Origin of the sequence: Amycolatopsis granulosa, assembly GCF_011758745.1 — a bacterium.
Lineage (GTDB): Bacteria > Actinomycetota > Actinomycetes > Mycobacteriales > Pseudonocardiaceae > Amycolatopsis_E > Amycolatopsis_E granulosa.
This window is the reverse complement of record NZ_JAANOV010000001.1, coordinates 2,170,889-2,197,526: the sequence shown is the minus strand read 5'-3', so window position 1 is coordinate 2,197,526 and position 26,638 is coordinate 2,170,889. Positions and strand designations below refer to the sequence as shown.

Below are 26,638 nucleotides of genomic sequence, written 5' to 3'. Positions count from 1 at the left end.
CCGGCCGCGCCTCGTGCCGTAACCTTGAAGGTTGTGAGTGGTGACTTCGCAGCCGACCTGAAGGACCTCGCCGGCAAGCTGACGCAGGTCGAGTCCGTCATGGACCTCGACGGCCTGCGCGCCCAGGTGGCTGACCTGGAACAGCAGGCGTCCAACCCCAACCTGTGGGACGACCCGGAGGCCGCGCAGAAGGTCACCAGCCAGCTGTCCCACCGGCAGGCCGAGCTGCGCCGGGTCACCGACCTGCGCCAGCGTCTGGACGACCTCGAGGTGCTCCACGAGCTCGCCGAGGCCGAGGGTGACAACGCCAGCAAGGCCGAGGCCGACTCCGAGCTGACCCGCCTCGCGCGCGAGGTGGACGCCCTCGAGGTCCGCACCCTGCTCTCCGGCGAGTACGACGACCGCAACGCGGTGGTCACCATCCGCGCCGAGGCCGGCGGGGTCGACGCGGCCGACTGGGCCGAGATGCTCCTGCGCATGTACCTGCGCTGGGCCGAGCGCCACGGCTACCCGACCGACGTCTACGACATCTCCTACGCCGAAGAGGCCGGCATCAAGTCGGCCACCTTCAAGGTCGCGGCCCCCTACATCTACGGCACCCTCTCCGTCGAACAGGGCACCCACCGGCTCGTCCGCATCTCGCCGTTCGACAACCAGGGCCGCCGCCAGACGTCGTTCGCCCACGTCGAGGTGCTGCCCGAGGTCGAGGAGGTCGACCACGTCGAGATCCCGGAGAAGGACATCCGGGTCGACGTGTTCCGCTCCTCCGGCCCCGGCGGGCAGAGCGTCAACACCACCGACTCCGCCGTCCGCATCACGCACCTGCCCACCGGCATCGTCGTGTCCTGCCAGAACGAGAAGTCGCAGCTGCAGAACAAGGCCGCCGCGCTCAAGGTCCTCCAGGCCAAGCTGCTGCTGAAGAAGAAGGAGGAGGAGCGCGCGGAGCTCGACGCGCTCAAGGACTCCGGCTCCAGCTGGGGCAACCAGATGCGCAACTACGTTCTGCACCCGTACCAGATGGTGAAGGACCTGCGGACCGAGCACGAGGTCGGAAACCCCAGCTCCGTGCTGGACGGCGAGATCGACGACTTCCTCGAGGCCGGGATCCGGTGGCGCAAGCAGGTCAACGCTGCGTGATCGCCACGCCGTGGCAATAGGCCAACCGGGGCTTGACGGGGCCGATGGGTAGGATGGCGCACCGTGATTCGGCTCGACAGTGTCTCCAAGGTCTACAAGACATCGACACGTCCCGCGCTCGAGAACGTGTCGGTCGACGTGGACAAGGGCGAGTTCGTCTTCCTGATCGGGCCCTCCGGGTCCGGCAAGTCGACGTTCCTGCGCCTGCTGCTGCGCGAGGAGGTCCCCAGCAAGGGCCGGGTCTTCGTGTCCAACTTCGACGTGGCCAAGATGGCCCGCCGCCGCGTCCCCCGGCTGCGGCAGACCATCGGGTGCGTCTTCCAGGACTTCCGGCTGCTCGGGAACAAGACCGTCGCGGAGAACGTCGCGTTCGCGCTCGAGGTCATCGGCAAGCCGAAGCACACCATCAAGAAGGTGGTGCCGGAGGTCCTCGAACTGGTCGGGCTGGAAGGGAAGGCCGACCGGATGCCGCACGAGCTCTCCGGCGGTGAGCAGCAGCGCGTGGCGATCGCCCGCGCGTTCGTCAACCGGCCGCTGGTGCTGCTGGCCGACGAGCCCACCGGGAACCTCGACCCCGACACCAGCCAGGACATCATGCTGTTGCTGGAGCGGATCAACCGCACCGGCACCACCGTCCTGATGGCCACGCACGACCACTCCATCGTGGACTCCATGCGACGCCGGGTCGTCGAGCTCCAGCTCGGCAAGGTGATCCGTGACGACGCCCGGGGCGTGTACGGCGTCGGCCGCTAGTCGCTCCCACCCCCGCCTGCCCCCGACCTGAGGAACCAACCCCCCGATGCGTGCCAGTTTCGTGTTCAGCGAGGTCTTCACCGGCCTGCGCCGCAACATCACGATGACCATCGCGATGATCATCACCACGGCCATCTCGCTCGGCATGCTCGGCGGCGGGTTGCTGATCGTGCGGACGATCGACAAGATGCAGGTCAACTACATGGCCGACGTCGAGGTGTCGCTGTACCTGACGCAGGACGTCAGCGCCAACGACAAGACCTGCACCCAGGACCCCTGCCGCGGACTGCGGGCCGACCTGAACAGCAATCCGGCCGTCGAGTCCGTCGTGTTCGAAAACCGCGACCAGGCGTACGAGCGGTTCAAGCGGCTGTTCCAGGACAACCCGATCCTGGTGCAGTCGGCCCGCCCCGAGGCGCTGCCGGCCTCGCTGCAGGTCAAGCTGAAGGACCCGAGCCGCAGCGACGTCATCACGCAGGAGTACGGCGCACGGCCCGGGGTGTCCCGGGTGGACGACCAGAAGCAGTTCCTGGACCGCTTCTTCGGCGTCCTCGGCGGCGTCCGCGACGGGGTGTTCGTCGTCGCCCTGATCCAGGCCCTCGCGGCGTTGCTGCTGATCTCCAACACGGTGCAGATCTCGGCGTTCACGCGCCGCAAGGAGGTCGGCATCATGCGGCTGGTCGGCGCCACGCGCTGGTACACCCAGCTGCCGTTCCTGCTGGAGGCGGTCGTCACCGGGGTCGTCGGCTGGGCGATCGCGGTGGGCGGCCTGATCGCGGCGAAGTTCGCGTTCGTCGACCGCATCCTGTCGGTGACCGGCGGCATCATCCCGAACGTCCAGGTGCTCGACGTGATCGTGGTGGCGCCGTGGCTGCTGCTCGCGTCGATCATCATCTCGGCCACCACCGGCTACGTCACGCTGCGGCTCTACGTCCGGCATTAACGCCGTGCCCGGGCCAGGACGTGTGGGATAACCTGGAACTATGCCCAAGGAACGAGGCTCCAAGGTGATCGCGTCGAACCGCCGCGCGCGGCACGACTACGCGGTGCTGGACACCTATGAGGCCGGGATCGCGCTGGTGGGCACCGAGGTGAAGAGCCTGCGCGCGGGCCGCGCCTCGCTGGTCGACGCGTTCGCCACCGTCGACGACGGTGAGGTGTGGCTGCGCAACGTCCACATCCCCGAGTACGAGCACGGCACGTGGACCAACCACGAGTCGCGGCGCAAGCGGAAGCTGCTGCTGCACCGTGGCGAGATCGAGAAGCTGATCGGCAAGACCAAGGAGGGCGGGCTGTCGCTCGTCCCGTTGTCGATGTACTTCAAGGACGGCAAGGTCAAGGTCGAGCTCGCGCTCGCCAAGGGCAAGAAGGCCTACGACAAGCGCCAGGACCTGGCCAAGCGGGATGCCCAGCGGGAGATCAGCCGGGCCGTGGGCCGCGCCTTGAAGGGCCGCCGCTAGGTGGGCCCGGAGCGCGACGAGGACATCCCGGCCTGGGTGCGCGGCCTCGGCCTGGACGGGCTCGTCGACCTGCACCTGCATTTCCTGCCCGAGCGGATGCTGGTCAAGGTCTGGGCGTACTTCGACACCATGCGGGAGCGCACCGGCTACGACTGGCCCATCCGGTACCGGGTGTCCGAGGACGAACGCGTCGCCCTGCTGGAGTCGTTCGGCGTCCTGCGGTACGCGCCGCTGGCCTACCCGCACAAGCCGGGCATGGCGGAATGGCTCAACGGGTGGCTGCGCGAGTTCGCCGAACGCGTGCCGGCCGCGGTGCCCACCGCCACGTTCTACCCCGAACCGTCGGCGGCCGGCTACGTCGCCGAGGCGTTGCGAGGCGGCGTCCGCTGTTTCAAGGCGCACGTCCAGGTGGGTGCCTACGACCCGCGCGACGAGCTCCTGGACCCGGCGTGGGGTGCGCTCGCCGAGTCCGGGGTGCCGGTCGTCGTGCACGCCGGGCACGGTCCCCATCGCGGCGCCCACACCGGGCTCGACGTGTTCGGCGAGGTGCTGGCGAAGCACCCCCGCCTGACCGCGGTGCTCGCGCACGCCGGCATGCCCGAGTACGACGAGGCGCTCGCGCTGGTCGAGCGGTACCCGCGCGTCCACCTGGACACCACCATGGTCGGCGTCCCGTTCACCGAGTCGCTGATGCCGCTGCCGCCGCACTGGACGGACCGGCTGGTGGACATCGCCGACCGGGTCGTGCTGGGCACCGACTTCCCGAACATCCCGTACTCCTACGCCACCCAGCTGCGGGCGGTCGCCGGCTGGGCTGCCGACGACCGCCTCGGGGACGACTTCCTGCGGGCCGTCCTGCACGACACTCCCGCGAAACTGCTCAACCTCTGACGGCCACCCGCACCGGCTTGCTCACCAGCAGCAGCGCGGCCAGCACCAGTGCGACCCAGGGCAGCGGGCCGGCGAGCGAGCCGCCGTGCGCGGGCGGGGTGAACCCGTGTGCGGCCAGGCCGAGCAGCCCGCCGGAGGCCAGCGCGGTCGCGGCCGCGAGCTGCCCGGTGGCGACCGCACTGCCGGGGGACGGCCGGGTCTCGAAGCGGCCGAACGCCTTCAGCAGTCCGGCGAGCACCACGGCGGCCGCGCCCACCCACATCGGAGCGACGGCGAACCAGCCGGTGCTGCCCGGCTCCGGTGTCGCGTAGCCGAAGCCCAGCACCGCGACACCCGCGACGACGACCAGCGCCGGCATGTGCCACAGGTACAGGCTCATGAACCGCGGGCCGCTCCAGCGCAGCACGGCGGCGACCGCCGGGCGCTCGGCGAGCGTGGTCAGGGTCGGTTTGAGCGCGAGCCAGAACCCGATCTGCCCGACCGCGAGGCTCATCAGCACCGCCGTCGGCGGGCTCATGTTCGACACCGGCGCCCCCGGCATGCCGATCATGCTTCCCGGATACGGACCGAACGCGACGGCCAGCGCGGTCACGCCCAACCCGGCGACGGCCAGCCGCGCCGCGCCCCGCCGGCTCAGCGTCGCGAGCCGGCCCTCGGCGTAGTGGAAGCCGAGCTGGTGCACGGCGAGCCACACGAACACGGCGTTGGCGTACCCGAGCGGGCCGAACACCTCGAACCGTCCGATGTCGACGATCACCGCGAGCCCGGTCAGCGCCAGCGGGACGCCCAGCCCCCAGCGCCGGTGCGCGGCCAGCATGAGCGGCGTCGCGGCGACGGTGATCAGGTAGACGGCCAGGAACCACAGCAGCTGCCCGGCGATCGCACCGGCGATCTGCACCGGCTGCTCCGGTGCACCGAGATCACGCAACAGGTCCGGGGCGAGCAGCCACACCGCGAACAGCGGCAGGACCGGGATCAGCAGCCGCTTCAGCCGCGTGGACAGCCAGTCCCGGGTCGACGCGGCGCGCCGCAGGGACAACAGGTTCGCCGCGCCACCGGCGAAGAACACCATCGGCATCACCTGCGAGAGCCAGGTCAGCGCCCACCAGCCCGGGGTGGCGAGGGCGTTCCCGGTGGCCAGGGTGCCGTGGTCGTAGCTGAGCACCGGCATGAGCCAGTGCTGTCCGATGACCGCGAGGATCGCGGTCGCGCGGACCACGTCGAGGAAGGTGTCGCGGGCTCCCGCTGGGGCCTGCCGCAGGCTCTGTCGCATGGGTAAAGCCTGGTCGGCACGGGTTTCCGGCACAGCCGGGCAGACCGCCGTCTTCTTCGGGGGGTCAGGTGCAGGATCGTGGTGGGGCAGGCCCCACCTACCGCTCGCGGGCCTCGCCGACCTCGGTGGCCGGCAGGCCGCACAGCCGGTACTCCCAACCGGACTCCGGGGTGTAGCCGAGCTGGTAGAAGGTCTCGATCTTGGGGCCCTCGTGCAGGTGGACGTGCCGCACGATCGTGCCGCTCACCGGGTCGTCCAGCGTCTGCACCCGGCCGTCGAGGGGCCCGCCGAAGAACCGGACGTTCTCTTCGGCCATGGAGCCCTCCTCATCGGGGAAACGACGGCGATGTCCGCCCATGGTAGGTGAGGGTGCCCACCCGGCGCCGCCGTCAGAACGGGTGAGGAGCGGTTCACCACACCGGGCGCACGGTGACGCTCCGATGCCGCGCCATCTCCGTCGCGAACGCGGACAACCCCTGGTGCAGCCGGGCGAACGCGTCGGCGCCGATCAGGTCCACCCACCGCGCTTCGGCGGCCTGCGACAACGCCACCACCCGATCGACGCACTGCCGGCCCCGGGGAGCGAGGACGACGAGACGGCTGCGCCGGTCGGTCGGGTGCGGGCGGCGCTCGACGTACCCGCGGGCGGCGAGCTCGTCGACCAGCTGGACGGCGGCCTGCTTGGTGATACCGAGGTGCTCGCCCAGCTCGACGGCGGTGGCGGGGCGGTGGGACAGGAAGTGGAAAGCGAACCCGTGTGCGGGCCGGACGTCGGCGAATCCCTCCTCGGCGAGGTGCGCGTGGATCTCGTCCATCAGCGCGCGGAACGTGAGCGCGAGCAGCCCCGGCATGTCCCCGGCGGTCAATGGTCAACCTCCTTGACTATACGGTCAAGCTGCTTTACCTTATGGCTGGTAAAGCTACTTGACTACTTGGAGGTCGTGATGCCTGTTGCCGCGTTGGCGGAAGCGCCCCGGTTCGAGCGCGCGGGCGCGGTGTTCCGGCCGCTCGCCGTGCCCAGCCGCGGAGCCGTCCAGCTGGCTGTCTGGTCGCTGGAGCTCGCCGCGGGCGTTACCGGTGAGGAGCATTCGGTGAGCCGCGAGGAGGTCTTCGTACTCCACTCCGGCGCGCTGGAGGTGGTCCTCGGCGGCGAGACGCACCGGCTCACGCCGGGGGATGCGATGATCGTGCCCCCGGACACCCTGTTCCGGCTGGACAACCCCGGCGCGGAACCGGCGTGCGCCATCGTGTGCACGTCGGCGGGAATGGTCGGCCGGGTCGGCGGCACCACGGTCGTGCCGCCGTGGGCGAGCTGAGCGGTCAGGCCCGGCCGAGGTAGGTGAGGACGGCGCGGACCCGGCGGTGCTCCTCGGCGCTGGCTTCCAGCCCGAGCTTGGCGAAGATGTTGCCGATGTGCTTCTCCACGGCGCCGTGTGAGACGACCAGCGCGGCGGCGATCGCCGAGTTCGACAGGCCCTGCGCCATCAGCCCGAGCACCTCGGATTCCCGCGCGGTGAGCGCGTCCAGCGGGTTCTTCCGTCCTCTGGCCATGACCTGCGCGATCACCTCGGGATCGATGGCCGTGCCGCCCCGCGCGACCCGGCGAACCGCGTCGAGGAAGTCGGCCACGTCGGCCACGCGTTCCTTCAGCAGGTAGCCGACCCCGCCGGCCCCGCCGGAGAGCAGTTCGACCGCATAGCTCTCCTCGACGTACTGCGACAGCACCAGCACCGGCAGGCCCGGCACCGCCTCGCGCGCCGCCAGCGCGGCCCGCAGACCCTCGTCGGTGAACGTCGGCGGCATCCGGACGTCCACGATCGCCAGATCCGGCTTGTGCTCGGTGACCACACCGACCAGCGCGTCCCCGTTGTCCACCGCAGCGACCGTCTCGATGCCCTCGTCGGCGAGCAGCCGCTCGACCCCGGCCCGCAACAGGACCGCGTCCTCCGCGATCACGACCCGCATGCCGCAACCCCCAGTCCGTGAGTGAATCCGCCCTATTCACTCACGGACCGGGTCACCAGGTGCACGGCAGGTCGGCTCGCACCACGGTCGGCCCGCCCTGGGGACTGACCACCGTCATCACACCGTCGATCGTCGCCGCCCGGTCGGCCAGGCCGGCCAGCCCGCCACCGGGCCGGACCTCCGCCCCGCCGTGCCCGTTGTCGGTGATCTCGACGACCACCTTGTCGTCCGTCCGCCACGCCCTGACCTGCGCTTCCGTGGCGCCGGAGTGCTTGGCGACGTTGGTCAGCGTCTCGCCCGCGATGAAGTAGGCGGTGGTTTCCACGGCCGCCGGTGGGCGCGGTTCGATGTCCACCGTCACCTCCACCGGGATCGGTGTCCTCGCCGCCAGTGCGGACAGGGCCGCGTCCAGGCCGCGGTCACCGAGCACCGCCGGGTAGATGCCGCGCGCGAGGTCCCGCAGCTCCGACACCGCGAGCTTGGCATCGGTGTGGGCCTCGTCGATCAGCGCGCGCGCCGCTTCCGGATCGCGGTCCAGCTTGTTCTTCACCCGGCCCAGGTTCAGTGCCACCGCGACCAGCCGCTGCTGCGCGCCGTCGTGCAGGTCCCGCTCGATGCGGCGGCGTTCGGCCTCCGCCGCGTCCACCCCGCGAGCCCGCGACGCCTGCAACTGCTGCGCCTTGACCTCCAGCCGTTCCGCGCGGTTCGGGCCGAGCAGCGCGATGGCCAGGGAGCCGTGCATCCAGCCGATCCACGGCGCGACCCAGATCGCCATCGGCACCAGCAGGATCGACACGAGGCCGACCGCGAATTCGACGACGCCCAGCGGGAAGGCCACCATCAGGTACGCCAGGTCGCGCCACGTGGTGCCGTCCACCAGACGGCCCCGCCAGCGGCCCAGCAGATTGCCCTCGGCCGGCGCCCGGTCCGCCGGCGGCAGGGGAGTGCCCAGCACCTTCCGGGCCCAGCGGCGCTCAAGGTCGCCGAAGCCACGCACCATGCTGGTGGTCAGGAGCAGGATCGGGATGCCCACCCACACGACCGTCGTCGCTATCCCGACCAGCGCGAGCGTCACGATCAGCACGAACTGCACCAGCCGCAGCGGGAAGGAGGCGATCATGTAGCCGATCGACCTCGCCGCTCCCGGGCGGGATTGCTCGACCGGCTGACTCCCCACGTCGCTCATCATGCCACCGGGGCCGGCGAGCCGATGTCCGATCCGGCGAGGCGACGGGCCCGCGGCCCCGGGCCGAGCACACCGCGGGCGAAGTAGGCATGGGCCGTGCCGAGACCGCGGGTGACCGCGACCGCAAGCGCCAGGACGACCAGACCCAGCGCGGCCCACGGCAACGCCGCCACCGGCGAATCGACCACGAACCAGCGCTGGTCGAAAGACGGGAAGGAATACGCCCCGCCGGGCAGGAGCGTGCAGTAGAACGGCAACGTGGCGAGCGCGAGCCCGGTCGACCAGAAGGCCACCACGAGGACGAACTCGGCGATCCCCAGCGGCAGCAACACCACCAGGTAAAGCACTTCCCGCCAGGTGGCGCCGTCGCTGAGCCGCGCCAGCCACCGGGCCCTGACACCGGACTCCGGCAACGGCTTGTACGGCGTCGCGATGTAGGCGCGCAGCATCCGGTGCACCCGGACGCGCTCGAGCCGCCCGGCACCCCGGGCGACCAGCACCGCGGCCGCGAGGATCGGCAGGCCAACCCACACGACGGCGGTGCCCAGGCCCGCGGTGAACAGCACCACCATCACGCTGAACCCCGCGACGCCGAGCGGCAGGTTGCTCAGCAGGTACCCGAGCGAACCCAGCAGCGGGGGACGCGGCCGGGTGCCGTCGGAAGTGGTCACCGTCATGGTCCGTTCCTCTCTGTGGAGCACGTGACCAGCATCGCGAGGTTTCCGCTGGTGGACCATGGGGTGCGCGGGCGTGCCCGGAGTAGGGACAACCCCACCCCGCCGGAACAAACCGGGTTGCCCCGGGCGTTATGCTGGTTGCGAAACACCATCAAGGGGGTGAACGGTTTCGACTCTGGACGTTGAGTCAAGGGAAGCGTGCCGGTGCAGGCGAGAGACCACCGTTAAGCGTCGTCGTAACCAAATAAGCGCCAAGACTAATAGTCAGCGCGACTTCGCCCTCGCTGCCTGAGCGAGTGCGAGTCTGTCGGCCCGGGAGCGCCTCCGTCCCGGTAGCCGGCATCAGCTAGGAGGCTCACCATCCGGACCCGGCCGCGGGGACCGGATGGGAAAACCACAGCGGCTGGGCCCGTCACACCGGCTTGTTCGCGTGACCGGTGGGGCCGAGTAGAGGCAGAGCGAACTGCGCACGGAGAAGCCTAGGCAAGGCGCCAGAGGACCCGGGTTCAATTCCCGGCACCTCCACTCGACCGAAGGCCGAGACCTGCTCGCGGGGAACGCTCGCGGGGTCTCGGTCTTCGTTGTGTTGGCCGGGGGTCGGACCCCCGGGCCCCCGCCAGGAGGGCTTCGCCCCCTGGACCCCCGTCCGGTGGTTGCGTGGGTGGGGAGGCCGAGACCTGCTCGCCGGGAACGCTGGCCGGGAACGCTCGCGGGGTCTCGGTCTTCGTTGTGTTGGCCGGGGGTCGGACCCCCGGGCCCCCGCCAGGAGGGCTTCGCCCCCTGGACCCCCATCCGGTGGTTGCGTGGGGGAGGGTGGGAAGGCCACGAACTCCTCGTGGGCGGCGGTCATCCGTGCCTCGATCTCGTCCAGCCCCGCGTACCGCCCGGAGTCGGTGAATTCGACGGCGTCCCTCCACACGGCCGTGTAACACCTGGTCAGAGCGCTCAGATTGGTCATGGCGGCCCGCCAGGCGACCTCCCCTGCCAACGCCTGTCACTGGAGTTGGTCCGGTTTCCGGCCGCCCACGCGGCGCGTCAGCGTGTCCGCTGTCGTCCGCACCTCGTGCGCCAGCTCGGGCCACGTCTCGGCGCACCCGGCCGGGCAGACGTGGCGGAACGTGACGGCGACCGAGGCGAGGGGGCTGCCGTTGTGGTCGAACACCGCGTGCGCCACCGACGCGAAATCGGGTGTCACGTGGCCGTCCTCCACCGCCCAGCCGCGGGACCGGACCGCCGCCAGCGAACGCCGGAGCGCGGCCAGGGTCGCCGGGCCGCGGCCGGTGCGGCTCACGAACGCGGCGGCGCGCGGGTAGAGCGCCCGGACGTGCGTGTGCGGCAGGTGTGCCAGCAGCGCCTGACCGCTGGCCGGCAGGTGTGCCGGTAACCGCACCCCGACGTCGGTCACCAGCGTCTCCGGCGCGGGCGGCCGTTCCTTCACCAGGTACAGCAGCTCGTTGCCGTGCAGCACGCCCAGCTGTGCCGGGTGCCCCACCCGACCGGCGAGCCTGTGCAGCAACGGCGCGGCCAGCCGTTCCAGCGGATCGTGCCGCAGGTAGGCCGAGCCCAGCTCGAAGGCCGCGATACCCAGCCCGTACCGGCGTTCGGCCGGCAAGTGCACGACGAAACCGGCCGCCGCCAGCTCCGCCAGCAGGTGATAGGTCGTGGAGCGCGGCAGCTCCAGCTCGCGGGCGATCGCGCCCGCCGAGATCGGCCCCGGCCGGGTCGCCAGAACGCGCAGCACCGCCAGGCCGCGGCGGAGCGCGGGGACATCCGTCATCTGTCTGGGATACCAGACACAACCACCCGGTGGCGTACTCCACCCGCCCTCGGTTGGAGGTGCAATGGGCCGATGAGCACAGTGCGGTTGGACTCCGGGCCCCTCGACCGGCAGCAGGTCGTCGCGGTGGCACGCGGCGGTGCCCGGGTGGAGCTGACCGACGAGGTCCGCAAAACGCTCGGCGAGACCCGCCGCCACATCGACGCGCTCGCCGGCGCCGACCAGCCGACCTACGGCATCTCCACCGGATTCGGTGCACTCGCGATCCGGCACATCCCCGCCGAGCGGCGCACCGCCCTGCAGCGCTCGCTGATCCGCTCCCACGCGGCCGGCACCGGTCCCGCGGTCGAGCCGGAGGTGGTCCGCGCACTGATGCTGTTGCGGCTGCGCACCCTCGCGTCCGGCCACACCGGTGTCCGCCCGGAGACCGCGGAAGCGCTGGCCGCCATGCTCAACGCCGGCATCGTCCCGGTTGTCCACGAGTACGGCTCGCTCGGTTGCTCCGGCGACCTCGCGCCGCTCGCGGCCGTGGCCCTCGCGCTGATGGGTGAGGGTGAGGTGCTCGACGGCCGCCCGGCGGCCGACGCCCTCGCCGAGGCCGGGATCGAGCCGGTGACGCTCGCCGAGAAGGAGGGCCTGGCGCTCACCAACGGCACCGACGGGATGCTCGGCATGCTCGTCCTCGCCCTCGACGACCTGCGCCGCCTGCTCGACACCGCCGACCTGACCGCGGCGATGAGCGTGGAGGCGCTGCTCGGTACCGACCGGGCGTTCGCCGCGGACCTGCAGGCCCTGCGCCCGCACCCCGGGCAGGCCGTGTCCGCGCGCCGGATGTTCGCCGCCCTCGCGGACTCCGAGATCGTCGCGAGTCACCGCGGTCCGGACTGCACCCGCGTACAGGACGCCTACTCGCTGCGGTGCGCGCCGCAGGTGCACGGCGCGGCGCGGGACACCGTCGCGCACGCCGAACTGGTCGCCGACCGGGAACTCGCCGCCGCGATCGACAACCCCGTCGTCCTCGCCGACGGCCGGGTCGAATCGAACGGCAACTTCCACGGTGCGCCGATCGCCTACGTGCTGGACTTCCTGGCGATCCCGCTCGCCGACGTCGCGAGCATCGCCGAGCGCCGCACGGACCGCATGCTCGACGTGTCCCGCTCGCACGGTCTGCCCGCGTTCCTCGCCGACGACCCCGGTGTCGACTCCGGGCACATGATCGCCCAGTACACGCAGGCCGCGATCGTCAGCGAGCTGAAACGGCTGGCCGTGCCGGCGTCGGTCGACTCCATCCCGAGCAGCGCCATGCAGGAGGACCACGTGTCGATGGGCTGGTCCGCGGCCCGCAAGCTGCGCCGCGCCGTCGACGGGCTCACCTCGGTGCTGGCCATCGAGCTGCTCACCGCCGCACGCGCGCTGGACTTCCGGGCTCCGCTGCGGCCCGCACCGGTCACCGCCGCCGTTCGCGACCTGCTCCGGGAACGCGTCGCCGGGCCGGGGCCGGACCGCCACCTCGGGCCGGAGATCGCCGCCGCCGAAGAACTCGTCCGCTCGGGAGCCGTCCTGACCGCACTGGAGGAAGCATGAGCCGCACCGTCCGGGCCGCCCGCGGAACCACGCTGACGGCGAGGAACTGGCAGACCGAAGCCGCGCTGCGGATGCTGCACAACAACCTCGACCCCGAGGTCGCCGAGCGCCCGCAGGACCTGGTCGTCTACGGCGGCACCGGCAAGGCCGCCCGCGACTGGGCCAGCTTCGACGCCATCACCCGCTGCCTCACCGAGCTGGCGGAGGACGAAACCCTGCTGGTGCAGTCCGGAAAACCGGTGGGCGTGTTCCGCACGCACGAGTGGGCGCCCCGCGTGCTGATCGCGAACTCCAACCTCGTCGGCGACTGGGCGACCTGGCCCGAGTTCCGCCGGCTGGAGCAGCTCGGCTTGACGATGTACGGGCAGATGACCGCAGGCTCGTGGATCTACATCGGCACCCAGGGCATCCTGCAGGGCACCTACGAGACGTTCGCCGCCGTGGCGGCGAAACGGTTCGGCGGCACGCTCAAGGGGACGCTGACGGTGACCGCCGGGCTGGGCGGCATGGGTGGTGCGCAACCCCTCGCGATCACCATGAACGGCGGTACCGCGCTCGTCGTGGAATGCGATCCGGGGCGGGCCCGTCGTCGCCTGGACACCCGGTACCTCGACGAGCTGGCGTCCGATGTGGACTCCGCCGTGCGCAGGGTGACCGCTGCCAAGCGGGCCGGTGAGGCGGTGTCCGTCGGCGTGATCGGCAACGCCGCCGAACTGCTGCCGGACCTGTTGCGGCGCGGGCTCGAGGCGGACGTCGTCACCGACCAGACCTCGGCGCACGACCCGCTCGCCTATCTGCCGATCGGTGTGGATGTCGCCGACTGGCACGACTACGCCACCGCGAAACCGGACGAGTTCACCGACCGCTCGCGCGAGTCGATGGCCGAGCACGCCGGCGCCATGGTCGGGTTCCTGGACGCCGGTGCGGAAGTGTTCGACTACGGCAACTCCTTACGTGGTGAGGCGAAGCTCGGTGGTTGTGCGCGGGCGTTCGACTACCCCGGTTTCGTGCCCGCCTACATCCGGCCGTTGTTCTGCGAGGGCAAGGGCCCGTTCCGCTGGGCCGCCCTCTCCGGTGACCCGGCGGACATCGCCGCGACCGACCGCGCCATCCTCGACCTGTTCGGGGACGACCACTCCCTCGCCCGCTGGATCCGGATGGCCGGCGAGCGCGTGGCGTACCAGGGCCTCCCGGCGCGCATCTGCTGGCTGGGTTACGGCGAACGGCACCTGGCCGGCCTGCGGTTCAACGAGATGGTCGCGAGCGGCGAGCTGAGCGCACCGGTCGTGATCGGCCGTGACCACCTGGACGCGGGCAGCGTGGCATCGCCCTACCGGGAGACCGAGGCGATGGCCGACGGCTCGGACGCCATCGCCGACTGGCCACTGTTGAACGCCCTGGTCAACACCGCGTCCGGTGCCAGCTGGGTGTCGCTGCACCACGGCGGCGGTGTCGGTATCGGACGCTCCATCCACGCCGGTCAGGTGTGCGTGGCGGACGGCACGCCGCTCGCGGCGCGGAAGATCGAGCGGGTGCTGACCAACGACCCGGGTATGGGCGTGATCCGGCATGTGGACGCCGGATACGAGCGCGCCGCCGAGGTGGCGGCGGAGCGCGGGGTGCGCGTGCCGATGCGGGAGGAGGCGTGAGCCTGCTCGACGACCTCGCCGATGTGGGCCGCGCTCCCGGTGGTGGGTACGCCCGGCACGCGTTCGACCGCGCGGACAGCGATCTGCGGGAGTGGTTCCGGGAGCAGGCCGGGCGCCGCGGTCTGGATGTCGAGACCGACCGCAACGGCAACCTCTGGGCGTGGTGGGGCGAGCCGGGACCGGATGCGCTGGTCACCGGCAGCCACCTCGATTCGGTGCCCGGCGGGGGCGCGTTCGACGGCCCGCTCGGCGTGACCAGTGCGCTGGAGGCGGTGTCGCGGCTGCCGGCGCGCCCGGCGCGGCCCTTCGCCGTCGTATTGTTCGCCGAGGAGGAGGGTGGCCGGTTCGGCGTGCCGTGCCTGGGGTCGCGGCTGCTGACCGGCGCGCTCGATCCGGACCGCGCGCGGGCGCTGCGCGATCCGGACGGCGTGACGCTCGCCGAGGCCGCGGCGCGCGCCGGGGTGGATCCGGCGCGGTTCGGCCGCGACGACGAGGCTCTCGGCCGCATCGGAACGTTCGTCGAGCTGCACGTCGAGCAGGGGCGGGCGCTGGACGTGCCGGTGGGCGTCGGGAGCACGGTGCTGGAGCACGGGCGGTGGCGGTTTTCGTTCACCGGTCAAGGCAACCACGCGGGTACGACAATTCTGGCCGACCGGCGCGATCCGATGCTGCCCGCGGCCGAAGTGGTGCTCGCCGCCCGCCGTATCGCATCCACAGTGGATGGACGTGCGACCGTGGGGCGGCTCGTGGCGCGCCCGGGCGGGACGAACGTCATCCCCTCCACTGTGGACCTGTGGGTGGACGCCCGCGGACACGGCCGTGAGATCGTGGCGGAGCTGACCGAAGCGGCCCGGGCGGCCGCGGCGGCCGAAGGCTGCACGGTCACCGTCGCCGAGGAGTCCTACGGCGGCACCGTCACCTTCGACCCCGCGCTGCGCGACCGGCTCACCGGTCTGCTGGACGCGCCCGAACTGCCGACCGGCGCCGGGCACGACGCCGCGGTCCTCGCCGCGCACACGGCCACCGCGATGCTGTACGTGCGCAACCCGACCGGCATCAGCCACGCGCCGGAGGAGTTCGCCGAGGACGCCGACGTGGAAGCGGGTGCGGTCGCGCTCACCCGGGTCCTGGAGGACTTGTCGACATGACGATCTTGTGGGCCGAGTACGCGTGGCTGCCGGACGGCGTCGCGTCCGGGGTCCGGATCGAGATCGCCGGCGGCCGGCTCACCACGGTCACCCCGGATGCGCCGCGGTCGGGGACGGTGCTCGCCGGCCTGGTGATGCCCGGTTTCGCCAACGGGCACTCGCACGCCTTCCACCGCGCGCTGCGCGGCCGCACGCACCACGACCGCGGCACGTTCTGGACCTGGCGCGAGCGGATGTACGCGCTGGCCGGACGGCTCGACCCGGACTCCTACCACCGGCTCGCCCGTGGCGTCTTCGCCGAGATGGTGCTCGCCGGGTACACGGCGGTCGGGGAGTTCCACTACCTGCACCACGCGCCCGGCGGGCGGCGCTACGCCGACCCGAACGCGATGGGTCACGCGCTGATCCAGGCCGCCGAGGACGCCGGCATCCGGCTCACCCTGCTCGACACCTGCTACCTGACCGGCGGGTTCGGGCGCGAGCTGGCCGGTGTGCAGCTCCGCTTCGGTGACGGGGACGTGGACGGCTGGGCAGCGCGCGTGGGCGCGATCAAGCCCGGTGCGGCGCGGGTGGGCGCGGCCGTGCACTCCGTCCGCGCCGTGCCCGCGGACCAGTTGCCGTCCTTCGCCCGCACCGGATTCGGCCCGCTGCACGTCCACCTGTCCGAGCAGCGGGCCGAGAACGACGACTGCCGCGCGCACCACGGGTGCACCCCCGCGGAGCTGCTGGACCGCGCGGGCGTCCTCGGGCCGGCCACCGTCGCCGTGCACGCGACGCACCTGACGGACTCCGACGTCGGCCTGCTGTCCCGGTCGGGGACCGGCGTGTGCTTCTGCCCGACCACCGAACGCGACCTCGGCGACGGGATCGGTGCGGCGCGGGCACTGGCGGATGCGGGCGTGCCACTGTGCCTGGGCAGCGACAGCCAGGCCGTGATCGACCCGTTCGACGAACTGCGGTCGCTCGAGCTGCACGAACGGCTCGCCGCCGGGGAGCGCGGGCGGTTCGGCGTCGCGGAGCTGGTCGACGCGGCGACGCGGCACGCAGCGATCGGGTGGGACGCGGGCCGGGTGGCCGCCGGGGCGCCGGCCGATCTGGTCGTGGTGGCGCTGGACTCGGTGCGCACCGCGGGGACCGAGCCCGCGGGCGTGCCGTTCGCCGCCTCGGCCGCGGACGTGACCGATGTCCTGGTGGGCGGCCGCTGGGTCGTGCGCGACCGGGTGCACCGGCTCGTCGACCGGCCCTCGGCGGTGCTGGCGGACGAGGTGGAGGCGTTGTGGCGGTCCTGATCACCGGTATCGGCGAGCTCACCACGAACGACGACGAACTGGGCACGCTCCACCACGGCGCGATCGTGTTCGACGGCCCCGCGGTCGCCTGGGTGGGCCCGGCCGCGGCGGCACCGGACGCGGACGAACGGGTGGACGTCGAGGGCCGCGCCGCGCTGCCCGGGTGGGTCGACAGCCACACGCACCTGGTCTTCGCCGGCGACCGGACCGCCGAGTTCGAGGCGCGGATGGCCGGGCAGCCGTACGCGGCGGGCGGCATCGCGGTCACCACGGCGGCGACGCGGAAGGCCACCGACGCCGAGCTGACCGCGAACCTGCGCCGCCACGTGGCCGAGGCGGCGCGGCAGGGCACCACCTGCCTGGAGACCAAGACCGGATACGGCCTGACGGTCGACGACGAGGCCCGGTCCGCCCGGATCGCCGCCGCGGTCGCCGACGAGGTGACCTTCCTCGGCGCCCACCTCGTGCCGCCCGGTTCGGACGCGGAATCCTATGTGGATCTCGTGTGCGGTGAGATGCTCGACGCGGTGGCCGGATCGGTGCGGTGGGCCGACGTGTTCTGCGAGACCGGGGCGTTCGACGAGGCCCAGTCGGAACGGGTCCTGCGTGCCGCCGCGCGGCACGGGCTCGGCCTGCGGGTGCACGGGAACCAGCTCGGCGCGGGGCCGGGGGTGCGGCTCGCGGTCCGGCTCGGCGCCGCCAGTGTGGACCACTGCTCCCACTTGTCCGATCAGGACGTGGCGGCGCTCGCGTCGTCGGAGACGGTGGCGACCCTGCTGCCCGCGTGCGACCTGTCCACCCGCCAGCCGCTCGCACCGGCCCGGCGGCTGCTCGACGCCGGAGCGACCGTGGCGCTCGCCACGAACGCCAACCCGGGCAGCTCGTACACCACGTCGATGGCCTTCTGTGTGGCGACGGCCGTGCTGCAGATGGGCCTGTCCGTCGACGAGGCCGTGCGCGCCGCCACCCTCGGCGGGGCGCGTGCGCTGCGCCGGACCGACGTCGGCGTGCTCCGGCCGGGCGCCCGGGCCGACCTGCACGTGCTCGACGCGCCCTCCCGCACGCACCTCGCCTACCGCCCCGGGGTGCCGCTCACCTGGCGCGTCTGGCGGAAGGGTTCCGCTGTGGCGTAAGGCAAATCACTCCGGCGGCCAGTTCACCGGAAGTTCATCGACCACCGGCGGAGGGCCGTCACCCGAACGGTACCGTGGAGGGTGTGGACCTCTCGCTGATCGTCCTCGTGGTCATCGTCGCCGCACTGGCGTTCGACTTCACCAACGGTTTCCACGACACCGCCAACGCCATGGCGACCTCCATCGCGACCGGCGCCTTGAGACCCAAGGTCGCGGTCACCATCTCCGCGGTGCTCAACCTCGTCGGCGCGTTCCTGTCGGTCGAGGTCGCCAAGACCATCTCGGGCGGCATCGTCGACGACACCAAGGTCACCCCCGTGGTCGTCTTCGCCGGACTGGTCGGCGCGATCCTGTGGAACCTGGTGACCTGGCTGGTCGGGCTGCCCTCCAGCTCCTCCCACGCGTTGTTCGGCGGGCTGATCGGCGCGGTCTGGGTCGCTTCGGGCGCCGACGCGGTGCACTTCGCCAAGGTCGTGCAGAAGGTCCTGATCCCGGCCGTGGCCTCGCCGCTGGTGGCGGGTCTGATCGCGGTCGTCGGCACCTACCTCGTCTACCGGATCACCGCGAAGGTGCGGCAGGACGTGGTGAGCAGGTCGTTCAAGCGCGCGCAGGTGCTGTCGGCGTCGCTGGTCTCGCTCGCCCACGGCACGAACGACGCGCAGAAGACCATGGGTGTCATCACCCTGACGCTGATCTCCTCGGGTGCGCTGGCCGCCGGGTCGGGTCCGCCGCTGTGGGTGGTGCTCAGCGCCGGGCTCGCGATCGCGCTCGGCACCTACGTGGGTGGCTGGCGGATCATCCACACGATGGGCCGCAAGATCACCGACGTGCAGACGCCGCAGGGGTTCGCCGCGGAGACCAGCGCGGCCGCCACGATCCTGGCCTCCTCGCACCTCGGGTTCGCGCTGTCCACCACGCACGTCTGCTCCGGGGGCATCATCGGCTCGGGTGTCGGGCGCCGGCTGGCCGAGGTGCGCTGGAGCGTCGCCGGCCGGATGGCGCTGGCCTGGCTGCTGACGCTGCCGGCCGCGGCCGCCGTCGGCGCGGTGTCCGCCGAGGTCGCGACGATGGGCACCGTGGGCACCGTCGTGGTCGGCCTCGTGCTGGTGGCCGCGGCGGGCGGCATCTGGCTGTGGTCGCGGCGCAACCCGGTGACGCCGGAGTCGATGGCGTCCGAGCAGCCGGTTCCCGTGGCGGTCTGAGGAGGCGCTCGTGCACATCGACTGGGCTGCGCTGGGCAGCGTATTCGTGACCGCCCTGGCGGCGGTGGCCGTGGTCACCGGGTTGTTCGCGGCGGGCGTGCGGGGGGTCGCCGCCCGCACCGACGACCGGGAGAGCGGCGGAACCGGTGCCGCGGGCACGCTGACGGCGGGCGTGTGCTTCGCCGCGTGCGCGGCCGTCGTACTGTACGGGATCTACCTCATCGTGGCGGCCTGACCGGCAGGTGGGCCAGCACGTTGACCACCGTGCCGCCCGGGTCCTCGACGAAGAAGCGCCGTACACCCCATGGCTCGTCGGTGAGGGGGTAGACGATCCGCCACCCGGCGCGCCGCGCCTCGTCGTGGATGGCGTCGACGGCCGCGGGGTCGCCGACGTCGACGCCGAACGTCGGCGCGGGAGTGTCCCCGTCCGGCAGGACGATGACCTGCGCGGCCGGGTTGTCCGGGGAACGCAGGGTCAGCACCGGGTCGGTCATGGCGACTTCGAGCCCGAGGATGCGGACGTAGAAATCCCTGGCCGCGGCCGGTTCGGTCGCGCCCGCGTAGGCGATGATGCGGTTGATCACCCGTCCATCGTGCCGCGCGCCCGCCCGTGCCGGCTTGGCGAAATGGGAACCGGGCGGCTCAGCGGAGGTGTTCCGGCAGCGCCGCGACCCGTTCCGGCGGCAGGAGCTCCCGCACCTTCGCGATCTTCGACGGGTCGTCCAGCATGGCGGCGACCTCGGGCAGCGCCGCGTCGGGGATGAACCGCAGGCTCGCCGCGATCGTCGCGTCGGGGAGGTGGTCCACGAACGACGCGATGGTGATCCAGTCCTGCCGCCGGGTCAGCTCGCGCGCCACTGCCACGACCACTCCGGCCGGCAACTTCGCGATGATGCCCCGCGCCCGCCGCGGGTCCAGCTCGGCGGCCACGTCCGCCAGGAACGACGGCGACAGGCGCCCGGCGATCTCCGCCCCGCGGGACGCTTCGACCAGGCCGGCGATACGTGCCGCGAGCAGCGGCCCGAACACCCGCTCCGCCATCTTCGCCAGCACCGGCGTGGGCAGCAGCTTGCTCGCACCGGCCATCCGCTCCAGCACTCCCAGGTGCGCGTCGAACAACACGGTCGTGGCACGTTCCCGCAGCTCGCGCAGGTCCGCCACGGGCACCTCGGCGAGGTAGCCGAGCCGTTCGGCGCCGACGCCGAGCACCCGCGCGAGCTTGCGGATCTCCGCTTCCTGAGGAGTCACAGGCCGACCGCCTTCCGCACGGCGGGCCGGAGCAGGGCGGGCACGAACCTCAGCGCGTCGTTGCCCGCCTCGGCCAGCGCCGCCGCCTGCCGCCGCCGGGCGCTGCGCAGCGCGTCCGCCAGGTCCCGCTGGTGCGCCGGGTCCAGCGCGGCGACGCCCGGGGGCGGTTCGGCGCCGAGCTGTTCGGTCAGGGTGCGTTCGGCCATGGCGATCATCATGCCTAATGTCACGGCATGAAACAGGACATCGAAAGGTCACGACTCGTCGTCAACGGCCTCGGCGCCTACCTCGCGCGGCCCGCCGGGGGCAGCCGGTCGGGGATGCTCCTGCTGCCGATGGTGACCGGCATCGGTGAGCAGGTCCGGGACTGGGCGCACGAGCTCGCGGCCACCGGCGTCACCGCGCTGGTGTGGGATCCGTTCCACGGCCCGAGCAGCGACGACACGTCGATGCCGGACCTGCTGGCGAAGATGGCCGAGCTCGACGACGCGGTGGCGGCGGACGAGCAGGCGCAGCTGCTGGACCACCTGCTCGGCGAGCTCGGCTGCGCTTCCGCCGGTGTGATCGGGTGGTGCCTCGGCGGCCGGTTCGCGCTGATCCTCGGTGGCCGGGACCACCGGGTGGCCAACGTGGTCGCCTACCACCCGACGGTCCCCGGCGAGACGCCGCTCAACCACACGGTGGACGCGGTCGCGCACGCCGGTCTGATCAAGGCGCCGGTGATGATGCTGTACCCGACGGCGGACGAGCTCGTGCCGCGCTCGCGGTTCGACGAGCTGCAGGCCGCGTTGCAGGGGCGGGTCACCGGAGCGAGCCTGATCCACGTCTACCCGGGCGCCGAGCACGGCTTCGCCAGCCGGGCGCGGCACGGTGAGCCGGTCAACGCCGGGGCGTTCGCGTTGTCCTGGCCGCAGGTGCTGGATTTCATCCGGGTGACCACGAAAATCTGACTTTCGACAGATACCGCGGCTCCACTTCGGTCGGTAGCGTCCCGGACGTGGGGAGATTCTGGGGTCGCGCAGCCGAGGTGCTGGCCGGGGTGCCGGCCGCCGCCGTGCTGCTCTACGAGAGCCGGCACAACGCCGAGCCGTGGGAGCTGGTCGCCGGGCTGGTCGCGATCGTCCTCGCGATCGCCGCCGCCCGGCGCGGCCCCTGGCTGTCGCTGACCGTCGCGGTGGCCTCCAGCGCCGCGATGCTGTTCAACTTCGCCGGCCGCGTCCCGGCATGGCCGGTGCTGCTGATGGTGCCGTTCGGGTACCTGGCCGGGCGCCGGATGGAGTCGGCGCGGCCCGCGCTGGCGACGTTCTTCGCGGTCAGCGTCATCAGCATTCCGTTGTCGCTGGCGGCCGGCCGGGCCGAGTTGGGCGACTGGGGCCCGATGTTCGGGGTCCTGTTGTTCGCCGTGCTGCCGTGGCAGCTCGGGCGGTACATGCGCACGAGGGACGAACTGGTGCGGTCCGGGTGGCAGCGCGCGGAGGAGCTGGAGCTGCGGCAGCGGATCGTCGCGGAGGAGGCCCGGCTTCGTGAGCGGGCCCGGATCGCCAGCGACATGCACGATTCCCTGGGCCACGAGCTGAGCCTGATGGCCCTGCGGGCCGCCGCGCTGGAGATGTCCGGTAGCGCGGAAGCCAAGGCGCTGCGGGAAAGCGCGGGCGCGGCCACGGAACGGCTGCGCGAGATCATCGGGGTGCTCCGTGAGGACGCCGCGCCGGTCGAGCCCGTGGACGACGGTGTCGCGTCACTGGTGGAGCGGGCGCGGGAATCCGGGATGGACATCGTCCTGCGTGAGGACGAGGTGTCCGGAGCGGACGACGAAGCCGGCGGCCGATCGGCTCCGCCGATGGTCGAACGCGCGGCCTATCGCGTGGTCCAGGAAGCCCTCACCAATGTCACCAAACACGCCCCGGGCGCGGGCGTGATCGTGTCCGTGTCGCGAGCACCGGCGGAGACGGTCGTCCGGGTGTGCAACAGTCCGCCGCCGGCCGGGCCGCTGCCCAGCACCGTTTCCGGACGGCGGGGCCTGGTGGGCCTGGGGGAGCGGGTGCGGCTACTCGGCGGCACACTCAGTGCCGGCCCCCGCGACGGTGGCTTCGAAGTGGTGGCGCGGCTGCCGCACGCCTCGGCACCCGCGCCCGCCGAGCCGGTGCAGTCCGAGTCGGCGCGGCAGCTCGGTCAGGTGCGGCGGACAGTGCGGCGCAGGCTGGTCGCCGCCTTTGTCGTGCCGCCGTCGATCCTGGCCGGTCTGCTCGGGGTCGTGGGGGCCACCTACCAGTACCAGTGGCAGACGTCCGTGCTGGACCCCGCCGGCTACGAGCAGCTGCGGCCCGGCCAGAGCCGCGCCGAGGTCGCCGCCGTCTTGCCGCACCGGCAACGCGGGCCGCACGTCGTGGCGCCCGAGCCGCCCGGGCTGAGGTGCGAGTACTACGGCACCGGGCGCAGCATCGTCGAGCTCCGGCTGGACGCCTACCGCCTCTGCTTCGACGGCGAGCGGCTCGCGAGCAAGGAACTGCTGACCGACGTGCGCGAGGGCACGTGATCCGGGAGGAAACCGAAGTGATCCGTGTACTGCTGGCCGACGACGAGGCCATGATCCGGGCCGGCGTGGCGGCGATCCTGTCCGCCGACGACGGCATCGAGGTCGTCGCCGAGGCGGGAGACGGCCGCGAGGCGGTCGAGCAGGCCCGGCGCACCCGTCCGGACGTCGCGCTACTCGACATCCGCATGCCTCGCCTCGACGGCCTCGCCGCGGCCGAGGAGATCCGCACGCTGGTGCCCGGCACCGGTGTCGTCATGCTGACCACCTTCGGTGAGGACGCCTACATCGAGCGCGCGCTCGCCGGTGGCGCCAGCGGGTTCCTGCTGAAGTCCGGCGACCCCCGCGAGCTGCTTGCCGGAGTGCGCGCGGTCGCCGACGGGGCGGCGTTCCTGTCCCCGCGAGTTGCGCAACGGGTGATCGCCCAGTTGTCCGGTGACCGGGTCTCCCGGGCCGCTGCGGCGCGGGAGCGCATCACCGTCCTCACCGACCGCGAACGCGAGGTGCTCACCCTCGTCGGCGCCGGACTGTCGAATGCGGACATCGCCGAGCGGCTGTTCGTGGTGGAAGGGACCGTCAAGGCCTACGTCAGCACGATCTTCGGTCGGCTCGACGTCCGCAACCGGGTCCAGGCCGCGATCATCGCCCACGAGGCCGGGCTGGTGACATGAGGTCACGCATCCCGGCGGCGCAGCACCTCGTGCCCCACCGCCAGCGCGGCCGCCGTCCACACGGCGAGGATCACCAGCCCGGCCCACGACGGATACGGCGCCATGGCGCCGGAGACGGGGTTGGGCTGTCCCGACGGCACGAAGGCGGTGACCCCCGCGATGCCCGGCATGTAATCCGCGACGCCCAGTCCGAGCGAACCGGCCACCATCGCGCTCATCACCATGACCAGGAACGACACCGTGGCGCTCCCGGCGACACTGCGCAACGCCGTGCCGATCCCGAGGCTCAGCAGTCCGGTGAGGGCGAAGTAGGTGCCGTTCGCGACACACGCCTGGATGATTTCGCCGGCGGACGCCGCGCGGCCGAAGCCGTCCATCAACGGCGTCGCCACCGCGATCGCCCCTGCCGCGGCCACCACTCCCAGCACGAACAACACCGGTGCCAGCACCGCGGCCTTGGCGGTCAGCACGCGGGCGCGGACGGGCACCCACTGCAACGTGGAACGGATGCTGCCGGTCGCGTACTCCCCGGCCACGAACAGGCTCGCCAGCGCGATCACCGCGAATTCCGCCAGGTAGAAGGTGCCGCCGGCCACCAGGTCGGGTGCCGAACCCGCCCGGCTGCGGTTGGCGGCGAGCGACATCGCCGACGGCAGGACGAACACCAGCATCAGCACGATGGCGCCGGCCAGTCCCCAGAACGTGGACCGGACCGACCAGAACTTCGTCCACTCGGACCGGATCGCCGCCGTGGTCGTCATCGCACACCAGCATTCCGCGCGGAGCCCGCGCCGTACTCGACCGCGTCCGCGGTCAGCTCCATATACGCCTGTTCCAGCGAGGCCTGTTCCTCGCTCAAGCCGTGCAGCCGGATGCCCAGCTCGAACGCCAGGTCGCCGATGGACTCGACCGGTGCGTCGACCACCAGCACCGAATCGCCCTCGACGCGGGCGCCGGGCAGGTGGGCCGCCAGCCGCGCGCAGTCGCCGCGATCCGCGCAGCGCACCCGCACCACCGCTCCGCTTGCGAGCAGCTCGGTCAGCGGCGCGTCCGCCAGCAGGCGGCCCTTCCCGATCACGAGGAGGTGGTCCGCGGTCAGCTGCATCTCACTCATCAGGTGGCTGGAGACCAGGATGGTCCGGCCCTCCGCGGCCAGCGACCGGATCAGCTGCCGCACCCATCGCACGCCGTCCGGATCGAGCCCGTTCACCGGTTCGTCGAACAGGAGCACGGCAGGGTCGCCGAGCAGGGCACCGGCGATACCGAGCCGCTGTCCCATGCCCAGCGAGAACTGCCCGGCCCGCTTGCCCGCCACGTCGGACAGGCCGACCGTCGCCAGCACCTCCTCGACGCGGCGGTCCGGGATGTCGTTGCTGCGGGCCATCGCCAGCAGGTGCTTGCCCGCCGAACGTCCCGGGTGCACCGCCTTGGCGTCCAGCAGCGCGCCCACGGTGCGCAGCGGCCACCGCAGCTCGGCGTACCGCTTGCCGTCGACGAGCGCCGTGCCCGACGTGGGACGGTCGAGCCCGAGCAGCATCCGCATGGTGGTCGACTTGCCGGCGCCGTTCGGACCGAGGAAGCCGGTCACCGTGCCCGGTGGCACGGTGAAGGTGAGCTGGTCCACGGCGATCTTCTCGCCGAAGCGCTTCGTCAGCGCTCGTACCGTGATCATGCTGCCGACCCTAGGAACCGGGCGCGCCCGGGCGCATCGGCCGAAGGGCATCCACCTTCCTGCACCTTCGGCAGGGCAGAATGCGGCGCATGATTGCTCGGCGCAGGGTGAGCGCCCTCGATGTGACCATGCTGACGCTGGCCGTCGTTTCCGTCGGCCTGGTCGTCTACGTGACGTTCTTCCCGCACACACCCGAAACGGCGCACCACATCTTCGTCATCGACACCTCGATCTGTGGGGTGTTCCTGGCGGAGTTCCTGTGGCGGTGGTCGCGCGTTGGCTGGGACAAGCGGTTTCCGCTGCGCAACTGGTACGAGATCCTCGGCATGATCCCGATCGCACACCCCGCTCTGCGCAGCTTCCGGCTGTTGCGGATCGTCATGGTGATCGTGCGGCTGGCGCGCACCGCGGACCGGGCGTTCGGCGAACTGTTCACCCAGCGGCTGGTCGAGCGGATGTCCCGGCCCATCGTGCTGGCGATCAAGAAACCGATCACCGTCGCGGTGCTCGACGAGGTGGTCAAGGTCATCGAGACGGGCAACTACCCGGAGAACCTAGCTCGTTCGCTGGGCGAAAACCGCGAGACGTTGCGAGCGATCATCACGGAAAAGATCAAGACGGACCCGCAGGCGGGGCGGCTGTCCCGCCTGCCGTTCCACGACGAGGTCCTCCAGTCCCTTGTGGACACGACGATGCGGGTCATCCTCGAGGTGCTGACCGACCCGCGCACCGAAGCGTTCTTCGCGCACGTCGTCCGGGAGAACCGCGAGCAGATCCGGCAGGCGGTCGTGCTCGGCCTGCACGAGGAGGAGGACGAAGAACTCGAGCACGACCTGCCGGCTCGTCCCCAGCGCTCCTACAGCACCTGAGGACGTGCCCGCCCAGGCAGGGATCAGCGGCGGAGTTACTGCTGGAGATGCTCGTAGAAGGCGCGCACCCGGGCCGCGTGGCCATCCTGGTCGAGCTCGACGACGTCGAGTGCGCGATTGCCGTTCTCGCGCCGGTAGAGCAGTGCGTAGCCGCCCGGGCTGGTCAGCAGTGCTTCCTCGGTGAAGGTCAGGCTCGGGGCCAGTTCCAACCCGAGTTCGAAATGCCGGCGAAGTTCGGACTTGCCATGCAGCCGACCATCGGGCCTGCCCCACCGACGTATCACCGTGGGGGCGGCGAAGTCCACATCATCGGCGTAGCAAGCCATGATGGCATCGAGGTCGCGCGCCTTCCACGCGTCCAGCCAAGCGTCGGCGTGGGCTCGGGCGTTCATACCCGGAGTATGTCCGGTTGTCTTGGCGGCCGGCAACCTCATTCCCGCCTGGTGGACGGAGGCCGAGGCACAGCCCACGGGGACACCACGACCGCAAGACTTTGCTACATCGGCGGCGTGGTCGCCGCC

30 protein-coding genes and 1 other RNA gene are annotated in these 26,638 nt (G+C 71.9%); 18 read left to right on the top strand and 13 right to left on the bottom strand.

Going from position 1 to position 26,638, the window contains the following annotated elements; genetic code table 11:
- Positions 1-33: 33 nt before the first annotated feature.
- From prfB to FHX45_RS10595, 5 genes are all read left to right on the top strand, one after another.
- Positions 34-1,137: a peptide chain release factor 2 gene (gene prfB / locus FHX45_RS10615; protein WP_167099472.1), complete on the top strand. Its 1,104-nt coding sequence runs from the start codon at positions 34-36 to the stop codon at positions 1,135-1,137.
- Between the two features lie 63 nt (positions 1,138-1,200).
- A complete protein-coding gene (gene ftsE, locus FHX45_RS10610) occupies positions 1,201-1,890 on the top strand; it encodes a cell division ATP-binding protein FtsE (protein WP_167099469.1) in 690 nt (229 codons plus the stop codon).
- A 46-nt stretch (positions 1,891-1,936) separates the two neighbouring features.
- On the top strand, positions 1,937-2,833 hold the full coding sequence (gene ftsX, locus FHX45_RS10605) for a permease-like cell division protein FtsX (RefSeq protein ID WP_167099466.1): 897 nt from the start codon (positions 1,937-1,939) through the stop codon (positions 2,831-2,833).
- A gap of 40 nt (positions 2,834-2,873) precedes the next feature.
- On the top strand, positions 2,874-3,350 hold the full coding sequence (gene smpB / locus FHX45_RS10600; protein ID WP_167099463.1) for an SsrA-binding protein SmpB: 477 nt from the start codon (positions 2,874-2,876) through the stop codon (positions 3,348-3,350).
- Complete coding sequence (locus FHX45_RS10595; protein WP_167099460.1) at positions 3,351-4,241, top strand: amidohydrolase family protein; 891 nt, start codon at positions 3,351-3,353, stop codon at positions 4,239-4,241. It abuts the gene before it with no gap.
- Here the strand turns inward: FHX45_RS10595 and FHX45_RS10590 are convergent.
- From FHX45_RS10590 to FHX45_RS10580, 3 genes are all read right to left on the bottom strand, one after another.
- Positions 4,231-5,514, bottom strand: a complete 1,284-nt coding sequence (locus FHX45_RS10590) for an acyltransferase family protein (protein WP_167099457.1) — start codon at positions 5,512-5,514, stop codon at positions 4,231-4,233. The two genes, FHX45_RS10595 and FHX45_RS10590, sit on opposite strands and share 11 nt — an antisense overlap.
- A 97-nt stretch (positions 5,515-5,611) precedes the next feature.
- On the bottom strand, positions 5,612-5,830 hold the full coding sequence (locus FHX45_RS10585) for a hypothetical protein (protein WP_167099454.1): 219 nt from the start codon (positions 5,828-5,830) through the stop codon (positions 5,612-5,614).
- 94 nt (positions 5,831-5,924) lie between these two features.
- Positions 5,925-6,380: a MarR family winged helix-turn-helix transcriptional regulator gene (locus FHX45_RS10580; protein WP_167099451.1), complete on the bottom strand. Its 456-nt coding sequence runs from the start codon at positions 6,378-6,380 to the stop codon at positions 5,925-5,927.
- Positions 6,381-6,458: 78 nt separating this feature from the next.
- Between FHX45_RS10580 and FHX45_RS10575 the strand changes: the two genes are divergently transcribed.
- Positions 6,459-6,830, top strand: a complete 372-nt coding sequence (locus tag FHX45_RS10575; protein WP_167099448.1) for a cupin domain-containing protein — start codon at positions 6,459-6,461, stop codon at positions 6,828-6,830.
- A 4-nt stretch (positions 6,831-6,834) separates the two neighbouring features.
- Here FHX45_RS10575 and FHX45_RS10570 read toward each other — a convergent pair whose 3' ends face one another.
- From FHX45_RS10570 to FHX45_RS10560, 3 genes are read right to left on the bottom strand one after another with little or no spacing between them, the layout of a single operon-like run.
- Positions 6,835-7,479 carry a response regulator transcription factor gene (locus FHX45_RS10570; protein WP_167099445.1) on the bottom strand — a complete coding sequence of 215 codons (645 nt, stop codon included), beginning with the start codon at positions 7,477-7,479 and terminating at the stop codon, positions 6,835-6,837.
- Between the two features lie 52 nt (positions 7,480-7,531).
- On the bottom strand, positions 7,532-8,668 hold the full coding sequence (locus tag FHX45_RS10565; RefSeq protein ID WP_424923800.1) for a sensor histidine kinase: 1,137 nt from the start codon (positions 8,666-8,668) through the stop codon (positions 7,532-7,534).
- Positions 8,665-9,342, bottom strand: a complete 678-nt coding sequence (locus FHX45_RS10560) for a sensor domain-containing protein (RefSeq protein WP_167099439.1) — start codon at positions 9,340-9,342, stop codon at positions 8,665-8,667. Before FHX45_RS10560 ends, FHX45_RS10565 begins: the two co-directional genes overlap by 4 nt.
- Positions 9,343-9,497: 155 nt before the next feature.
- Here FHX45_RS10560 and ssrA point away from each other — a divergent pair.
- Positions 9,498-9,870: a transfer-messenger RNA gene (gene ssrA / locus FHX45_RS10555) on the top strand.
- 466 nt (positions 9,871-10,336) lie between these two features.
- On the opposite strand, the gene FHX45_RS10550 is transcribed toward ssrA, so the two are convergent.
- Positions 10,337-11,119 (bottom strand): IclR family transcriptional regulator, encoded by a 783-nt coding sequence (locus FHX45_RS10550; protein ID WP_167099436.1) that lies wholly within the window; start codon positions 11,117-11,119, stop codon positions 10,337-10,339.
- Between the two features lie 72 nt (positions 11,120-11,191).
- Here FHX45_RS10550 and hutH point away from each other — a divergent pair, with 72 nt between their 5' ends.
- The 7 genes from hutH to FHX45_RS10515 all read left to right on the top strand — a co-directional run bounded on the left by hutH (position 11,192) and on the right by FHX45_RS10515 (position 19,359).
- Entirely contained in the window at positions 11,192-12,703 is a 1,512-nt protein-coding gene (gene hutH, locus FHX45_RS10545) for a histidine ammonia-lyase (RefSeq protein WP_167099434.1), read from the top strand.
- Positions 12,700-14,352 (top strand): urocanate hydratase, encoded by a 1,653-nt coding sequence (hutU, locus tag FHX45_RS10540; RefSeq protein ID WP_167099431.1) that lies wholly within the window; start codon positions 12,700-12,702, stop codon positions 14,350-14,352. The genes hutH and hutU overlap by 4 nt, the downstream gene beginning before the upstream one ends.
- Entirely contained in the window at positions 14,349-15,500 is a 1,152-nt protein-coding gene (locus tag FHX45_RS10535; RefSeq protein WP_167099428.1) for an allantoate amidohydrolase, read from the top strand. The genes hutU and FHX45_RS10535 overlap by 4 nt, the downstream gene beginning before the upstream one ends.
- A complete protein-coding gene (locus FHX45_RS10530; RefSeq protein ID WP_167099425.1) occupies positions 15,497-16,789 on the top strand; it encodes a formimidoylglutamate deiminase in 1,293 nt (430 codons plus the stop codon). Before FHX45_RS10535 ends, FHX45_RS10530 begins: the two co-directional genes overlap by 4 nt.
- The gene (hutI, locus tag FHX45_RS10525; protein WP_167099422.1) at positions 16,777-17,922 is read left to right on the top strand and encodes an imidazolonepropionase; all 1,146 of its coding nucleotides are present in this window, start codon (positions 16,777-16,779) and stop codon (positions 17,920-17,922) included. The genes FHX45_RS10530 and hutI overlap by 13 nt, the downstream gene beginning before the upstream one ends.
- 83 nt (positions 17,923-18,005) lie before the next feature.
- Entirely contained in the window at positions 18,006-19,124 is a 1,119-nt protein-coding gene (locus FHX45_RS10520) for an inorganic phosphate transporter (RefSeq protein WP_167099419.1), read from the top strand.
- A 10-nt stretch (positions 19,125-19,134) separates the two neighbouring features.
- Positions 19,135-19,359 (top strand): hypothetical protein, encoded by a 225-nt coding sequence (locus FHX45_RS10515; protein WP_167099416.1) that lies wholly within the window; start codon positions 19,135-19,137, stop codon positions 19,357-19,359.
- Here the strand turns inward: FHX45_RS10515 and FHX45_RS10510 are convergent.
- From FHX45_RS10510 to FHX45_RS10500, 3 genes are read right to left on the bottom strand one after another with little or no spacing between them, the layout of a single operon-like run.
- Complete coding sequence (locus FHX45_RS10510; RefSeq protein WP_167099413.1) at positions 19,343-19,708, bottom strand: VOC family protein; 366 nt, start codon at positions 19,706-19,708, stop codon at positions 19,343-19,345. The genes FHX45_RS10515 and FHX45_RS10510 overlap by 17 nt on opposite strands.
- 58 nt (positions 19,709-19,766) lie before the next feature.
- On the bottom strand, positions 19,767-20,372 hold the full coding sequence (locus FHX45_RS10505) for a hypothetical protein (protein WP_167099410.1): 606 nt from the start codon (positions 20,370-20,372) through the stop codon (positions 19,767-19,769).
- Positions 20,369-20,578, bottom strand: a complete 210-nt coding sequence (locus FHX45_RS10500) for a hypothetical protein (RefSeq protein ID WP_167099407.1) — start codon at positions 20,576-20,578, stop codon at positions 20,369-20,371. The genes FHX45_RS10505 and FHX45_RS10500 overlap by 4 nt, the downstream gene beginning before the upstream one ends.
- A 27-nt stretch (positions 20,579-20,605) precedes the next feature.
- On the opposite strand from FHX45_RS10500, the gene FHX45_RS10495 reads away from it, so the two are divergent.
- From FHX45_RS10495 to FHX45_RS10485, 3 genes are read left to right on the top strand one after another with little or no spacing between them, the layout of a single operon-like run.
- The gene (locus FHX45_RS10495; RefSeq protein WP_167099404.1) at positions 20,606-21,322 is read left to right on the top strand and encodes a dienelactone hydrolase family protein; all 717 of its coding nucleotides are present in this window, start codon (positions 20,606-20,608) and stop codon (positions 21,320-21,322) included.
- Positions 21,323-21,369: 47 nt separating this feature from the next.
- Entirely contained in the window at positions 21,370-22,908 is a 1,539-nt protein-coding gene (locus FHX45_RS10490) for a histidine kinase (RefSeq protein ID WP_167099401.1), read from the top strand.
- Positions 22,909-22,925: 17 nt separating this feature from the next.
- Entirely contained in the window at positions 22,926-23,576 is a 651-nt protein-coding gene (locus FHX45_RS10485) for a response regulator (protein WP_167099398.1), read from the top strand.
- Between the two features lie 2 nt (positions 23,577-23,578).
- On the opposite strand, the gene FHX45_RS10480 is transcribed toward FHX45_RS10485, so the two are convergent.
- Together FHX45_RS10480 and FHX45_RS10475 are read right to left on the bottom strand one after the other, a co-directional pair.
- The gene (locus FHX45_RS10480) at positions 23,579-24,337 is read right to left on the bottom strand and encodes an ABC transporter permease (RefSeq protein WP_167099395.1); all 759 of its coding nucleotides are present in this window, start codon (positions 24,335-24,337) and stop codon (positions 23,579-23,581) included.
- Complete coding sequence (locus FHX45_RS10475) at positions 24,334-25,248, bottom strand: ABC transporter ATP-binding protein (RefSeq protein ID WP_167099392.1); 915 nt, start codon at positions 25,246-25,248, stop codon at positions 24,334-24,336. Before FHX45_RS10475 ends, FHX45_RS10480 begins: the two co-directional genes overlap by 4 nt.
- A gap of 89 nt (positions 25,249-25,337) precedes the next feature.
- Between FHX45_RS10475 and FHX45_RS10470 the strand changes: the two genes are divergently transcribed.
- Entirely contained in the window at positions 25,338-26,117 is a 780-nt protein-coding gene (locus FHX45_RS10470) for an ion transporter (protein WP_167099389.1), read from the top strand.
- Positions 26,118-26,152: 35 nt separating this feature from the next.
- Here the strand turns inward: FHX45_RS10470 and FHX45_RS10465 are convergent, their stop codons facing one another.
- Entirely contained in the window at positions 26,153-26,509 is a 357-nt protein-coding gene (locus tag FHX45_RS10465) for a nuclear transport factor 2 family protein (protein ID WP_167099386.1), read from the bottom strand.
- Between the last annotated feature and the right edge of the window lie 129 nt (positions 26,510-26,638).

Excerpts from the sequence above, each read along its gene's own strand:
- FHX45_RS10585 (WP_167099454.1), bottom strand. The coding sequence starts at position 5,830 with ATGGCCGAAGAGAACGTCCGGTTCTTCGGCGGGCCCCTCGACGGCCGG.
- FHX45_RS10465 (WP_167099386.1), bottom strand. The coding sequence starts at position 26,509 with ATGAACGCCCGAGCCCACGCCGACGCTTGGCTGGACGCGTGGAAGGCG.
- FHX45_RS10575 (WP_167099448.1), top strand. The coding sequence starts at position 6,459 with ATGCCTGTTGCCGCGTTGGCGGAAGCGCCCCGGTTCGAGCGCGCGGGC.
- FHX45_RS10480 (WP_167099395.1), bottom strand. The coding sequence starts at position 24,337 with ATGACGACCACGGCGGCGATCCGGTCCGAGTGGACGAAGTTCTGGTCG.
- hutH (WP_167099434.1), top strand. The coding sequence starts at position 11,192 with ATGAGCACAGTGCGGTTGGACTCCGGGCCCCTCGACCGGCAGCAGGTC.
- FHX45_RS10570 (WP_167099445.1), bottom strand. The coding sequence starts at position 7,479 with ATGCGGGTCGTGATCGCGGAGGACGCGGTCCTGTTGCGGGCCGGGGTC.
- FHX45_RS10550 (WP_167099436.1), bottom strand. The coding sequence starts at position 11,119 with ATGACGGATGTCCCCGCGCTCCGCCGCGGCCTGGCGGTGCTGCGCGTT.
- FHX45_RS10495 (WP_167099404.1), top strand. The coding sequence starts at position 20,606 with ATGAAACAGGACATCGAAAGGTCACGACTCGTCGTCAACGGCCTCGGC.
- FHX45_RS10500 (WP_167099407.1), bottom strand. The coding sequence starts at position 20,578 with ATGGCCGAACGCACCCTGACCGAACAGCTCGGCGCCGAACCGCCCCCG.
- FHX45_RS10590 (WP_167099457.1), bottom strand. The coding sequence starts at position 5,514 with ATGCGACAGAGCCTGCGGCAGGCCCCAGCGGGAGCCCGCGACACCTTC.
- FHX45_RS10565 (WP_424923800.1), bottom strand. The coding sequence starts at position 8,668 with ATGATGAGCGACGTGGGGAGTCAGCCGGTCGAGCAATCCCGCCCGGGA.
- FHX45_RS10560 (WP_167099439.1), bottom strand. The coding sequence starts at position 9,342 with ATGACGGTGACCACTTCCGACGGCACCCGGCCGCGTCCCCCGCTGCTG.
- FHX45_RS10475 (WP_167099392.1), bottom strand. The coding sequence starts at position 25,248 with ATGATCACGGTACGAGCGCTGACGAAGCGCTTCGGCGAGAAGATCGCC.
- FHX45_RS10470 (WP_167099389.1), top strand. The coding sequence starts at position 25,338 with ATGATTGCTCGGCGCAGGGTGAGCGCCCTCGATGTGACCATGCTGACG.
- smpB (WP_167099463.1), top strand. The coding sequence starts at position 2,874 with ATGCCCAAGGAACGAGGCTCCAAGGTGATCGCGTCGAACCGCCGCGCG.
- ftsX (WP_167099466.1), top strand. The coding sequence starts at position 1,937 with ATGCGTGCCAGTTTCGTGTTCAGCGAGGTCTTCACCGGCCTGCGCCGC.
- FHX45_RS10530 (WP_167099425.1), top strand. The coding sequence starts at position 15,497 with ATGACGATCTTGTGGGCCGAGTACGCGTGGCTGCCGGACGGCGTCGCG.
- hutU (WP_167099431.1), top strand. The coding sequence starts at position 12,700 with ATGAGCCGCACCGTCCGGGCCGCCCGCGGAACCACGCTGACGGCGAGG.